Raw genomic sequence first — 13078 nt, 5'->3', positions numbered from 1 at the left:
AAGAGAACCCGAGCGTAGTCCGCGGTCTGCAAGATGCCGGGCACCAGTTGGACCTGGAACTTGCGGATGATCGTCGCCTCCGCCTCCAGCCCCGCGTACCGCCGGAACCAATCGGGGTGCGCGGCAGCGCCGTTCCAGTCCACCCGCGTCCAGATCCGCGCCAGCAGCTCCCCCGTGCCCAACTCCCGGTCGCAGTCCCGAGCGAACTCCTGCGACGGCTTGCGGGTGGCGCCCTCGACCCGGCTGATCTGGCCGGCGGTGCAGTGCACCCGGCCGCCGAGCTCCTGCTGACTCAGCCCGGCGGCCTCGCGGGCGTACAGCAGCTCGGAGCCGAACATGGCCGGGGAACAGGTGATCGGGCTGGTCAGGCCCTTGCGACGGTTGATGGCAACCCCCGGTTGTGTCAGATCGTTTGGAAAGTCCGATCCCTCGCCACGCTACCGGCGAGCCGCGATGCTTGGTGGCGGAACGGAGCAAGTCACTCACCTTGCGTAAGCACCCCGGAAGGCGGCTTCGCCATGCCCGAAACTCTCGACAGACCCCCCGGCACGCAGCCCGCGCACCCCACTCACCCCGCGCCCCCAGAACAGAGCCGCTGGCTCCCCCGCCGCCCGAGATCGGCCCGCGCCGCCCGCAGGCTGCTGCGGGAGTTCCTGGCGGGGCTGCCGGACGGCCAACCGTACCTCTGGGCCGGGGAGTTGTTGCTCTCCGAGCTGGTCACCAATGCGGTGAGCCATGCCCGTGTCCCGCCCGGGCGGAAGATCCAGGTCCGGCTGGCGGTGGAGTTCGGCCGGCTGCGGATCGAGGTGCACGACGCGAGCGCCGCCCTCCCCTCCCCCACCGTGCCCGCCGAGTTGGACGAGTCGGGGCGCGGGATGCATCTGGTCGCACTGCTCTCCGAGGCCTGGGGTGTCGGGCCGCGCCCGGGCGGGCCGGGGAAGGTGGTCTGGGCGACGGTGGCCCCGGAGGACGGGCGGGAGGAGCGCCGCGATGGGCGGACCCGGTAGCGCGGAACCGCCCCGGGCGGCGGCGTTCGAACTGGCCGTCCGGCTGGCCGGGGTGACGGGCACCCGGCCCCGGGTGGTCCCGGCGCCCGGCGGCAGCTACCGGGTGGAGGCGCCGCTGCCGGACGGCATGGGCGGCGAGGCGCAGCGCGGGGTGCTGGACCTGCTCGGGGAGGCGGACCGGTTCGGCCACCACGCCCGGGCGCACGGCCAGGCGGTGTGGGCGGAACTCGGCTGAGCGGGCGGGCGCCGACCGGACGGCCGGCGCCCTCCCACGTCGTCAGACCGGCGGGTAGCGGCGCGGGGTCCAGACCACCTCGGTGCCGTTGTCCCGCGCGACGGCCTGGGTCTGCGAGGAGCCGACCAGCAGGATGGTGCGCATGTCGACCTCCGCCGGGTCGAGCTCGGCCAGGCGGACCGTACGGACCCGCTCGGTCGGGCCGCCGACGTCCCGGGCCAGCACCACCGGGGTGTCGGGGGCGCGGTGCTCCAGCAGCAGGTCACGGGCCAGTCCGACCTGGGTGGTGCGGCTCCTGGAGCCGGGGTTGTACAGGGCGAGCACCAGGTCGGCGGCGGCCGCGGCGCGCAGCCGCTGGGCGACCACCTCCCAGGGCTTGAGCCGGTCGGAGAGCGAGACCACCGCGTAGTCGTGGCCGAGCGGGGCGCCCGCCCGGGAGGCGGCGGCGTGCGCGGCGGTCATCCCGGGGGCGATCCGCACCGGCACCGAGCGGTACGGCTCGGCGCAGGCGGCCTCCAGGACGGCGGTGGCCATCGCGAAGACGCCCGGGTCGCCGGAGGAGACCACGGCGACCTTCCGGCCGCGCCGGGCCAGGTCGAGCGCGAACTCGGCCCGTTCGGCCTCGACCTTGTTGTCGGAGCCGTGCCGGATCTGGCCGGGGCGCACCGGCACCCGGTCCAGGTAGGTGGTGTAGCCGACCAGGTCGGTGGCGTTCGCGAGCACGCCGCGCGCCTCCGGGGTGAGCCAGAGCGGTCCGGCCGGGCCGGTGCCGACCACGACCACCTCGCCCTCGCCGTCCGGGTGTTCCGGGACGGTCCGGTCGATCCGGCTGGGCAGCACGGCGACCGAGAAGTAGGGCACCGAGGCCGGGTCGACCTCGGCCAGGGGTGCGGTGCGCTCGCCGGGCATGGTGGCCCGCTCGACGTACTGCGCGTCGGCGAGGCGGCCGGCCCGCTCCAGCGCCCGCCGGACGGTCGGGAAGGTGCGGCCGAGCTTCATCACCACGGCGGAGTCGGCGGCGGCCAGTCTGGCCGTCAGCTCCTCCTCGGGCAGGGTGCCCGGGATGATGGTGAGCACCTCCTCGGCCTCCACCAGCGGCCGGCCGAGCCGGGCGGCGGCGGCGCTGACCGAGGTCACGCCGGGCACCACCTCGGTCGGGTAGCGGTGCGCGAGGCGCTTGTGCATGTGCTGGTAGGAGCCGTAGAACAGCGGGTCGCCCTCGGCCAGCACCACCACGTCGCGGCCGGCGTCCAGGTGGGCGGCCAGCCGGGCGGCGGCCTCCTCGTAGAACTCGTCCAGCGCGCCCCGGTAGCCGCCGGGGTGGTCGGTGCTCTCCACGGTCAGCGGGTAGACCAGTTGCTCCTCGAGCTGGTCGCCCCGTAGGTAGGGCTCGGCGATCGAGCGGGCGATCGAGCGGCCGTGCCGGGCGCTGTGGTAGGCGACCACGTCGGCCTTGGCGATCAGCGCGGCGGCCTTGACGGTGACCAGTTCCGGGTCACCCGGGCCGAGCCCGACCCCGTACAGCCGGCCTGCCTGACGATCCGTCATTCCACTTCGCTCGCAATCGCGTTGATGGCGGCGGCGGCCATCGCGCTGCCGCCGCGCCGGCCCCGGACCACCAGGTGCTCCAGGCCCGCGGGGTGTTCGGCCAGGGCCTGCTTGGACTCGGCGGCGCCGATGAAGCCGACCGGGACGCCGATCACGGCGGCCGGGCGCGGGGCGCCCGCCTCGATCAGCTCCAGCAGCCGGAACAGCGAGGTCGGCGCGTTGCCGACGGCGACCACCGCGCCCTCCAGGCGGGGCAGCCAGAGCTCCATCGCGGCGGCGCTGCGGGTGGTGCCCAGCTTCGCGGCCAGCTCGGGGACCGCGGGGTCGGTCAGGGTGCAGAGCACCTCGTTGTCGGCGGGCAGCCGCTTGCGGGTGACGCCGCTGGCCACCATGTTGACGTCGCACAGGATCGGCGCGCCGGCCCGCAGCGCCTCGCGGGCCCGGGCCACCACGCCCGGCGAGTACAGCAGGTCCTCGACCAGGTCGGTCATGCCGCAGGCGTGGATCATCCGCACCGCGACCTGGGCGAGGTCGGCGGGCAGCGCGGCCAGGTCGGCCTCGGCCCTGATGGTGGCAAAGGACTGCCGGTAGATGGCGGCGCCGTCCTTCTCGTACTCGATCACGTGGTCCTCCGGGCCTCGGCGACCGCCTCGGCCATCTCGTGCGTCGTCACTTCCACCGAGGCAGCGCCTCGGGTCACCCGGTAGCCCTGCCCCGTGGCGAGGACATCCACCCAGTCACCGCCCGGGTGTCCGCAGCGCCGCGCGCAGCCGGACCAGTGCACCGGCAGGCCGGGGCGCCCGGCGGCGTCCAGGGCGGCCCGGGCATCAGCCCGTACGTCGGCCAGCGACCTGGCGCAGCCCGGGGTGCCGGTGCAGGCGGTGGCGCCGTCCCAGGCGGTGCCGGGCTCGGTGCGGAAGCCGGCCGCGGCCAGCCTGGGCAGCCACTCCCCCGCCGCGGCGGGCAGCACCGCGCCGCGCCACGGGGTGAGCCGCAGGCCGTCCGGCGCGGCGTCGGCGAGCAGGCGCCAGCGGTCGGCGGGAGCCCGGCCGAAGCGCAGGCCGACGCAGAGGCCGCCGGGCAGCGCGCCGGGGCGCGGGTAGGGGTCGTCGAAGGCGGGCAGCGGCAGTGGGCCCGGGTCGAGCAGGTCGGGGGCCTCGCGCAGGTGCCAGGCCGCGGTGCCGGTGGCCCGCAGCGCGGCCAGGAAGTCGCGGGCGGCCGCCAGGGCCGCGTCCACGGCCGCGCCGGCCGGTACGGGGCGGGCGGTCGCGGCCCGGCCGAGGCGCAGCAGCGCGGCTCCGGCGGGCCTTGCGATCAATGTCACATCGGCGTCCAGCGCGGCCACGTCGCCCCGGCCGTCGTCGAGCGCGAAGAGGAACTTGCCGGACAGGCCGACCGCCCAGTCGCTCGCGCACAGCCGCCGGTCGAGCTCGCGCACCCAGGCCTGGACGTCGGCGTGGCCGCGGCCGTCGAGGCCGGCCAGCGGGGAGGCGACGATGTTGCGGACCCGCTCGTGCGCGTCGGAGGGCAGCAGGCCGGCGGCGCGCAGCCGGGTGCCCAGTTCGAGGCCGGCGTCCGAACCGAGGCCCCGCAGCTGGAGGTTGCCGCGCGAGGTGGTCTCCAGCTCGCCGTCGCCGAGCTCCTCGGCGGCCGTGGCCAGCACCCGCAGCTGACCGCCGGTCAGCAGTCCGCCGGGCACCCTGACCCGGGCCAGGGCGCCGTCGTCGGCCCGGTGCAGGCGCAGCGCGCCGGGGCAGGCGTCGGCCTGGCCCCGGTCGGGCACGGCGGGGCCCGGCGCTGCGGCGGCGGGTTCGGGTGGCATGGCGGCGAGCATACAGATTGTCCGACCGGGCGCCCCGTCTCGTAGATCACAGCCGAGAGCCAGGTCCGTGGGCCTCCGGCACCCCGTACGATGCTGCCCGGGCTGCCCTGCGGGCGGCCCGTGCCAGCGACGGCGCAAGGGGAGGAAACCGGTGCAAATCCGGTGCGGTCCCGCCACTGTGACCACGGCTCATCGGCCGTGGGAGCCAGGAACTCCCGCCGTCCACGTCCTCCGCCCGGGCCTCGGCCGGGGCGAAACCCGCGGGGCGCGGACCCCGAGGAAGGCCTGACCTGTGCGCTGCCGCATGCCTGCGCCCTGCCCGTTCTCCGACGAGGCCGGGAGGCCCCTCGCATGATCCTGCTGCTGTCGACCTCCGACACCGACCTGCTCAGCGCCCGCGCCTCCACCGGCCCGGTGCCGTACCGGCTTGGCAACCCGGCCCGGCTGGCCGTCGAGGACCTGCCCGCGCTGACCGAGGGCACCGACCTGGTGATCGTCCGGCTGCTCGGTGGCCGCCGGGCCTGGCAGGAGGGTCTGGACGCGCTGCTGGCCGGCCCCCGTCCAGTGATCGTGCTGACCGGTGAGCAGGCCCCGGACGCCCAGCTGATGGAGCTGTCCACGGTGCCGGCCGGCATCGCCGCCGAGGCGCACGCCTACCTCGCGCACGGCGGCCCGGCCAACCTGGCCGAGCTGGCGGCCTTCCTGTCCGACACCGTGCTGCTGACCGGCCACGGCTTCGCACCGCCGGCCTCCGCACCGGAGTGGGGCCCGCTGGAGCGCACCGCCCGCACCACCGAGGGCCCGGTGATCGCGGTGCTGTACTACCGCGCGCACCACATGAGCGGCAACACCGGGTTCGTCGAGACGCTCTGCCGGGCGATCGAGGACCAGGGCGCGCGGGCGCTCCCGCTGTTTTGCTCCTCGCTGCGCGGGGCCGAGCCGGAGCTGCTGGCGCGCCTGGGCACCGCCGACGCGATCGTCACCACCGTGCTGGCGGCCGGCGGCACCCGCCCGGCCGACGCGCAGGCGGGCGGCGACGAGGAGGCCTGGGACGCGGGCGCGCTGGCCGCGCTGGACCGGCCGATCCTCCAGGCGCTCTGCCTGACCTGGTCGCGGGCCGCCTGGGAGGCCAGCGACGACGGCCTCTCCCCGCTGGACACCGCCACCCAGGTCGCCGTGCCGGAGTTCGACGGCCGGCTGATCACCGTGCCGTTCTCCTTCAAGGAGCTGGACGAGGACGGCCTGACCGTCTACGCCGCCGACCCGGAGCGGGCCGCCCGGGTGGCCGGCATCGCGGTGCGGCACGCCCGGCTGCGGTACATCCCGGCCGCCGAGCGGCGGCTCGCGCTGGTGCTCTCCGCCTACCCGACCAAGCACGCCCGGGTCGGCAACGCGGTCGGCCTGGACACCCCGGCCTCGGCGATCCGGCTGCTCACCCGGCTGCGCGCGGAGGGCATGGACCTCGGCACCGATCTGCCGGGGCTCCCGCCGGTCGACCCGCCCCGAGCCGAAGGGTCGCAGGGCCCGGAGGCGAGCGGGCGAGCAGCAGCGGATCCGGCGCACGAGGGCGATCCGCTGATCCATGCGCTGATCGCGGCCGGCGGCTACGACCAGGCCTGGCTGACCGAGGACCAGCTGGCCCGCAACCCGGTCCGGATCCCGGCCGCCGACTACCGCCGCTGGTACGCCACGCTGCCCGAGGCTCTGCGCACCCGGGTCGAGGAGCACTGGGGCCCGGCGCCCGGCGAGCTGTACGTGGACCGCTCGCAGAACCCGGACGGCGACATCGTGCTCGCCGGCATCCGCTCGGGGAACCTGCTGGTGCTGATCCAGCCGCCGCGCGGCTTCGGCGAGAACCCGGTGGCGATCTACCACGACCCGGACCTGCCGCCCTCGCACCACTACCTGGCGGCCTACCGCTGGATCGCGGCCGCGCAGGCGGACGGCGGCTTCGGCGCCGACGCGGTGATCCACCTGGGCAAGCACGGCAACCTGGAGTGGCTGCCCGGCAAGACCGCGGCGCTGTCCGCCGAGTGCGGCCCGGACGCGGTGATCGGCGACCTCCCGCTGATCTACCCGTTCCTGGTGAACGACCCGGGCGAGGGCACCCAGGCCAAGCGCCGGGCGCACGCCACCCTGGTCGACCACCTGGTGCCGCCGATGGCGCGGGCCGACTCCTACGGCGACATCGCCCGGCTGGAGCAGCTGCTGGACGAGCACTCCAACATCGCGGCGATGGACCCGGCCAAGCTGCCGGCGATCCGGGCCCAGATCTGGACGCTGATCCAGGCCGCCCGCCTCGACCACGACCTCGGCCTGGACGAGCGGCCCGAGGACGACGGCTTCGACGACTTCCTGCTGCACGTCGACGGCTGGCTGTGCGAGGTCAAGGACGCCCAGATCCGGGACGGCCTGCACGTGCTCGGCCAGGCCCCGGCCGGCACCGACCGGGTCAACATCGTGCTGGCGATCCTGCGGGCCCGGCAGATCTGGGGCGGGGTCAGCGCGCTGCCCGGCCTGCGCGAGGCGCTCGGGCTGGACGAGGCGGCGCTCACCCTGGGCGCCACCGACGCCGCCGAGGCGCAGGCCCGCGCGCTGGTGGAGGCGATGGAGGCCGAGGACTGGGCGCCCGAGGCGGTCGAGAAGGTCGCCGCCGGGCACCCGGACGCCGTCCGTGAGGTGCTGGACTTCGCCGCCCGCCAGGTGGTGCCCCGGCTCGCGGCCACGACGGACGAGCTGGACGCGGTGCTGCACGCGCTGAACGGCGGCTTCGTGCCCGCCGGGCCGTCCGGCTCGCCGCTGCGCGGGCTGGTCAACGTGCTGCCCACCGGCCGCAACTTCTACTCGGTCGACCCGAAGGCCGTCCCCAGCCGGCTGGCCTGGGAGACCGGCCAGGCGCTGGCCTCCTCGCTGGTGGACCGCTACCGGGCCGACAACGACGGCGCCTACCCGCCGTCGGTCGGGCTCTCGCTCTGGGGCACCAGCGCGATGCGCACGGCCGGCGACGACATCGCGGAGGCCTTCGCGCTGCTGGGCGTGCGCCCGGTCTGGGACGACGCCTCGCGCCGGGTCACCGGTCTGGAGGTGATCTCCCCGGCGGAGCTGGGCCGCCCCCGGATCGACGTCACGCTGCGGATCTCCGGCTTCTTCCGGGACGCCTTCCCGCACGTGGTGGCGCTGCTGGACGACGCGGTGCGGCTCGCCGCCCGGCAGGAGGAGGCCGATGCGGACAACTTCGTCCGGGCCCACGTCCAGGCCGACCTGGCCGTGCACGGCGACGAGCGCAAGGCCACCGTCCGGGTCTTCGGCTCCCGCCCCGGCACCTACGGCGCGGGCCTGCTCCAGCTGATCGACAGCCGGGACTGGCGCACCGACGCCGACCTGGCCGAGGTGTACACGGTCTGGGGCGGCTACGCCTACGGCCGCGAGCTGAACGGCCGTCCGGCCCGTGAGGAGATGGAGACCGCCTACAAGCGGATCACCGTCGCCGCCAAGAACACCGACACCCGCGAGCACGACATCGCCGACTCGGACGACTACTTCCAGTACCACGGCGGCATGGTCGCCACCGTGCGCGCGCTGACCGGGAAGAACCCGGCCGCGTACATCGGCGACTCGACCCGCCCGGAGACCGTCCGCACCCGCACCCTGACCGAGGAGGCCGCCCGGGTGTTCCGCGCCCGCGTGGTCAACCCGCGCTGGCTGGAGGCGATGCGGCGGCACGGGTACAAGGGCGCGTTCGAGATGGCGGCGACGGTGGACTACCTGTTCGGGTACGACGCCACCACCGGCGTGGTCGCGGACTGGATGTACGAGAAGCTCACCCAGGAGTACGTGCTCGACCCGGTGAACCGGGAGTTCCTCACCGGCGCCAACCCGTGGGCCCTGCACGGCATCAGCGAGCGCCTGCTGGAGGCGGCCGAGCGCGGGCTGTGGGCCGAGCCCGACCCGGAGCTGATCGACGCGCTGCGCACCGCCTTCCTGGAGACCGAGGGCGACCTGGAGGGCGACGGCTGACCGGCCCCGCCGGTGCGGGCCGGGGGTGCACCAGATCTTCACCTCCGGTCCGCCACGCGGGTGACCCGGGAATGAGGTGAGCCGGCCTCAGGAGGCGGAGAATCACGGCATGACCCTTCGTGCCGGCCTGACCCAGCCCGCCCGTTACGGCGCCCTCGCCGCCGGGGCCCTGCCCGTGCTGGCCTTCCCGGGGCTCGGGCTGGCCATGCTGGCCTGGGTCGCCCTGGTGCCGGGCCTGCTGGCGATGCAGCGGGCACCCAGCGGCCGGGAGGCGGCGGTGCGCGGCTGGTGGTTCGGCGCGGGGTTCATCCTGGTGGCGATGTACTGGCTGATCCCCTCGATCGGGCCGGGGCTGATCCTGCTCGCGCTGCTGTTCGGCGCGCTCCAGGCGGTGCTGGGCCTGGCCGTGTGGCGCACCCTGCACCCGCCGCTGACCCCGCGGCGGGCGCTGACGGCCCTGGTGGTCGTCCCGGCGGTCTGGGTGAGCTGCGAGTTCGCCCGGTCCTGGCACGCGCTGGGCGGGCCGTGGGCGCTGCTCGGCGCCAGCCAGTGGGAGCACCCGGCGATCCTGGGGCTGGCCTCGGTCGGCGGCGTCTGGCTGGTCAGCGCGGCCGTGGCCGCCGCCAACACCGCCGTGCTGATCCTGCTCACCGCGCACCGGCTGCCGGTCCGGGCGCTGGCCGCGGGCACCCTGGTGGCCACGCTGGTCGCCGGGCCGCTGCTGTTCGCCGTCCAGCGCCAGCCGGCCCCGGACGGCTCCGCCGCCGTCGCGCTGGTGCAGCCCGGCCAGACCGCCGACCCGGACGCCCGGCTGGCGGCCGGGGTGCGGATCAGCCAGGGCCTGGTCGGGCAGCCGCTGGACCTGGTGATCTGGGGCGAGAGCAGCACCACCGCCGACCTGGACCGCGACCCGGCCGCGCTCGGCGACGTCCGCGCGCTGGCCGCCCTCACCGGCGCCCAGCTGCTGGTCGGCGAGGACGCCCGGAAGGCGGACGGGCGGATCTCCAAGGACGCGGTGCTGATCACCCCGGACGGGGTGGCCGCCCGCTACCGCAAGATCCGGCTGGTGCCGTTCGGCGAGTACATCCCGCTGCGGCCGCTGCTCGGCTGGATCGCCGGGGTGAGCGCCGCCGCCGGCGAGAACCGGGCCCCCGGCACCGCCTTCCACCTGCTGCCGACCACCGACCGGGCGGGCGCGGCGATGCCGGTCGGCGCGCTGATCTGCTTCGAGTCGGCCTTCCCCGACATGTCCCGGCAGGCCGCCAGGGACGGCGCCCGGGTGATCGTCTACCAGTCGGCGACCTCGACCTTCCAGGACACCTGGGCCCCGGCCCAGCACGCCTCGCTGGGGGCGATCCGGGCGGCCGAGACCGGCCGGCCGGTGGTGCAGGCCGCGCTGACCGGCGAGTCGGTCGCCTACGACCGCCAGGGCCGCCGGCTGGCCCACCTCGGCACCGGGGCCACCGGCGCCGTCACCGTACGGCTGGCGCTGGCCGCCCCGACCGCGCTGACCTGGTACGACCGGCTCGGCGACTGGGTGCCGCTGAGCTCCGTCGCGATCACCCTGGCCGCCGCGGCCACCGCCCTGCGGACCACCACCCGCCGCCCCCGCCCCGAAGCGGCCAGCCCGGCCCCGACCGAGGACGTCACCGCGGGGAACCCCTAGCGGGGAGCAGCACCTCCAGGAACACCGGGGACCCCCAAGGGGCATCGAAGGCTTCGGGGCACCCCGAGGAAGGGGCGCGAGGAACTGCGCGAAAGCGGGAGAGTGCGGGCGGACACCTCCCGCCTTCGCGCAGTTCCTCGCGCCCCTGGGGTTACCCCTGCCGGCCTCAGGCCGGGGCCTGGGCGATGTGGATGCCGAAGACCGCTCCCTGCTGGTCCTTGAGGACTGCCAGCCGGGGGCCGTCGGGGACTTCGGTGGGCGGGAGCAGGACGCTCGCGCCGAGGGCGGCCGCTCGTTCGGCCGTGCGGTCCACGTCCGCGACCGCGAAGTACGGCATCCAGTACGGCGGGGTGTCGTCCGGGAACTGGTCGGCCATGTCGGCCATGCCGCCGAAGTCCCGCCCGGCGATGCCCCATTGGGTGTACATCTCGCCGACCGTGACGCTCCACCCGAAGACCCGCGGGTAGAACTCCTTGGACTGGTGGACCGCCCGCGTGGTCAGCTCGACCCAGCCGAGCGACCCGGGCTCGTCGGCCACCGCCTGGCCGTCGAAGGCCCGGGCCTGCCAGAGCGAGAAGACCGCCCCGGCCGGGTCGGCGACCACCGCGAACCGGCCGAGGTCGAAGACCTCCGACGGTTCCATCAGTACCCGGCCGCCCGCCGCCACCACCTTCGCCGCGGCGGCGTCCGCGTCCTTGGTGGCGAAGGAGACCGACCAGGCGGTCGGCTGCTCGGGCTGCTGGACCGGGGTCAGCCCGGCGGCCGGCGCCTGCCCCAGCAGCAGGGTGCAGTAGCCGCCGGCCTCCGGCCGCGGATCCTCCTCGACCCGCCAGCCGAACAGCTCGGTGTAGAAGGCCTTGGCGGCGTCGGGGTCGACGGTGGCGAGCTGCACCCAGCAGGGGGCGCCGACGGTGGCTGCGGTGATCTTCACGGGTCAGCTCACTTCCAGGATCAGCTTGCCGCGGGCGTGGCCGGCCTCGACCTCGGCCAGTGCCTCGGCGGCCTGCTCCAGCGGGTAGGTGGCGGTGATCTTCTGGTCCAGCCGGCCGGACGCGACCAGGGCGGCCAGCTTCACCAGGGTGGGACCGACGGGGCTGCGGCGGATGAAGGAGCCGCCCAGCTCGGCGGCAGTGCCGGGGTCGGAGGTGGCGACCAGGCGGCTGCGGTCGGCCAGCGTCCCGGCCGCCGCCCGGGCGTCCGCGCCGCCGATCAGGTCGAGGATGCCGTCCACGCCGTCCGGCGCCGCGAGCAGGATCCGCTCGGCCACCCCGTCGCCGTAGCGGATCCAGGTCGCGCCGAGCTCCTCGACGTACCCGCGGCGGGCCTCGCTCGCCGTGCCCAGCACGCCGATGCCGCGCTCGCGGGCGATCTGGGCCGCCACGCTGCCGACCCCGCCCGCGATGCCCAGGATGAGCAGCGTCTGCCCGGCCTTGAGGCCGACGTCCTCCACCCCGTCGTACCCGGTGGCGGCGGCCACCGGCAGCGCGGCGGCCTGGACGAAGCTCACCGCGGCCGGTTTGCGGGCGGCCGCCGCCGCGGTCAGCAGGGTGTGCTGGGCGTAGCCGCCGCCCACGGTGATGCCGAAGACGTGGTCGCCGACGGCGAACCCGGTGGCCCCGTCGCCGACCGCCTCCACCACACCCGCCGCCTCGACCCCGAGCACCCCGGGCAGGTCCAGCCCCTTGCCGGTCAGGCCCCGGCGGATCTTCCAGTCGATCGGATTCACCCCGGCGGCCCGGACGGCGATCTGCAGCTGGCCGGGCCCCGGCACCGGGACGTGGCGGTCCAGGAAGACCTGGTGCTGCGGGCCTCCGTACTCGGTGAAGCCGAATGCCTTGGACATAGTCATCCCTCGTCGAAGTGCGGCTGTGCCCCCTGCCCACTGTGCGTGGTGCCCGACCGGGGCGGCTGGGGATGGTGGGCCGAAAGTGGTCTCCCGGGACCACCGTTGTTCAAATTGGAACTACGGTGTACGGTCTGAGCCGGACACAAAGTTTGAATTTGAACCACTCTGGAGGCCGGGCATGACGCAGACCGAGACCGACCCGCAGCAGCCCGCGCCCGCCACCGTGCGCTCCCAGGTCCGCATCCCGCTCACCTTCCCCGACGGCTACCGGGTCGAGGCGGAGGTCTTCACCTTCCACGGCCTGGCCGACGGCGCCGAGCACCTCGCGCTCGCGCTCGGCACCCCGGGGGCCGAACCGCCGCTGGTGCGGCTGCACTCCGAGTGCCTCACCGGGGACGTCTTCGGCTCCGACCGCTGCGACTGCGGCCCCCAGCTGCGCGAGTCGGTCGAACGGATCGGCGAGACCGGCGGCTACCTGCTCTACCTGCGCCAGGAGGGCCGGGGCATCGGCCTCTACAACAAGCTGGACGCCTACGCCCTCCAGGACGCCGGGCTGGACACCTACCAGGCCAACACCGCCCTCGGCCTGCCCGAGGACGGCCGCGACTACACGGCGGCCGCCCAGATGCTCGCCACCCTCGGCGTCGGCGCCGTCCGCCTGCTCAGCAACAACCCGGACAAGGCGCAGCAGCTGGCCGGCCTGGGCGTGGAGGTCACCGAGCGGATCCCGACCGGGGTGCACGTCTCCGCGAGCAACGTCCGCTACCTGCGGGCGAAGGTCGAGCACACCGGGCACTCGATCCGGCTGGCCGGACTGGTCGGCTGAGGCCGGGGCCGAGACGTCGGACCTGGGTCCGGCGGCCGGACATGCCGGGCCGGTGTGCACGGTGCACCCTGGGAGTTGGGGATCCCCCCGCCCCGAGGAGGTGGCCCGATG

11 protein-coding genes and 1 riboswitch are annotated in these 13078 nt (G+C 75.5%); of the genes, 5 read left to right on the top strand and 6 right to left on the bottom strand.

Going from position 1 to position 13078, the window contains the following annotated elements; translation table 11 throughout:
- Positions 1 to 338, bottom strand: a 338-nt coding sequence (locus AB0K43_RS01710) for a Scr1 family TA system antitoxin-like transcriptional regulator (RefSeq protein ID WP_363634612.1), incomplete at its 3' end; no start/stop codon positions are given.
- A gap of 180 nt (positions 339 to 518) precedes the next feature.
- Between AB0K43_RS01710 and AB0K43_RS01705 the strand changes: the two genes are divergently transcribed.
- Together AB0K43_RS01705 and AB0K43_RS01700 are read left to right on the top strand one after the other, a co-directional pair.
- Entirely contained in the window at positions 519 to 1007 is a 489-nt protein-coding gene (locus AB0K43_RS01705; RefSeq protein ID WP_363634610.1) for an ATP-binding protein, read from the top strand.
- Positions 991 to 1242, top strand: coding sequence for a hypothetical protein (locus AB0K43_RS01700; RefSeq protein WP_363634608.1), 252 nt, complete (start codon positions 991 to 993; stop codon positions 1240 to 1242). Before AB0K43_RS01705 ends, AB0K43_RS01700 begins: the two co-directional genes overlap by 17 nt.
- Before the next feature lie 42 nt (positions 1243 to 1284).
- Here the strand turns inward: AB0K43_RS01700 and AB0K43_RS01695 are convergent, their stop codons facing one another.
- The 3 genes from AB0K43_RS01695 to AB0K43_RS01685 are packed head-to-tail and all read right to left on the bottom strand — an operon-like array spanning position 1285 to position 4612.
- A complete protein-coding gene (locus tag AB0K43_RS01695) occupies positions 1285 to 2790 on the bottom strand; it encodes a precorrin-2 C(20)-methyltransferase (RefSeq protein ID WP_363634606.1) in 1506 nt (501 codons plus the stop codon).
- Complete coding sequence (locus AB0K43_RS01690) at positions 2787 to 3413, bottom strand: precorrin-8X methylmutase (RefSeq protein WP_363634604.1); 627 nt, start codon at positions 3411 to 3413, stop codon at positions 2787 to 2789. The genes AB0K43_RS01695 and AB0K43_RS01690 overlap by 4 nt, the downstream gene beginning before the upstream one ends.
- Positions 3410 to 4612, bottom strand: a complete 1203-nt coding sequence (locus AB0K43_RS01685; RefSeq protein WP_363634602.1) for a cobalamin biosynthesis protein CobG — start codon at positions 4610 to 4612, stop codon at positions 3410 to 3412. The genes AB0K43_RS01690 and AB0K43_RS01685 overlap by 4 nt, the downstream gene beginning before the upstream one ends.
- 112 nt (positions 4613 to 4724) lie before the next feature.
- Positions 4725 to 4832: riboswitch (cobalamin riboswitch) on the top strand.
- Positions 4833 to 4963: 131 nt separating this feature from the next.
- Between AB0K43_RS01685 and cobN the strand changes: the two genes are divergently transcribed.
- Positions 4964 to 8629, top strand: a complete 3666-nt coding sequence (gene cobN, locus AB0K43_RS01680; RefSeq protein ID WP_363634601.1) for a cobaltochelatase subunit CobN — start codon at positions 4964 to 4966, stop codon at positions 8627 to 8629.
- A 109-nt stretch (positions 8630 to 8738) separates the two neighbouring features.
- Positions 8739 to 10295, top strand: a complete 1557-nt coding sequence (gene lnt, locus AB0K43_RS01675; RefSeq protein WP_363634599.1) for an apolipoprotein N-acyltransferase — start codon at positions 8739 to 8741, stop codon at positions 10293 to 10295.
- Positions 10296 to 10461: 166 nt separating this feature from the next.
- Here lnt and AB0K43_RS01670 read toward each other — a convergent pair whose 3' ends face one another.
- Both AB0K43_RS01670 and AB0K43_RS01665 read right to left on the bottom strand, forming a co-directional pair.
- Positions 10462 to 11226, bottom strand: coding sequence for a VOC family protein (locus tag AB0K43_RS01670; RefSeq protein WP_363634597.1), 765 nt, complete (start codon positions 11224 to 11226; stop codon positions 10462 to 10464).
- A gap of 3 nt (positions 11227 to 11229) precedes the next feature.
- On the bottom strand, positions 11230 to 12138 hold the full coding sequence (locus AB0K43_RS01665) for an NADP-dependent oxidoreductase (RefSeq protein ID WP_363634595.1): 909 nt from the start codon (positions 12136 to 12138) through the stop codon (positions 11230 to 11232).
- 181 nt (positions 12139 to 12319) lie between these two features.
- Between AB0K43_RS01665 and ribA the strand changes: the two genes are divergently transcribed.
- A complete protein-coding gene (gene ribA, locus AB0K43_RS01660) occupies positions 12320 to 12967 on the top strand; it encodes a GTP cyclohydrolase II (protein ID WP_363634593.1) in 648 nt (215 codons plus the stop codon).
- The last annotated feature ends 111 nt before the right edge of the window (positions 12968 to 13078 follow it).

This window comes from Kitasatospora sp. NPDC049258 (assembly GCF_040678895.1).
Classification (GTDB): Bacteria; Actinomycetota; Actinomycetes; order Streptomycetales; family Streptomycetaceae; genus Kitasatospora.
Note: the sequence above shows the minus strand (reverse complement) of the source record. Positions and strands in the feature narration are given on the sequence as shown.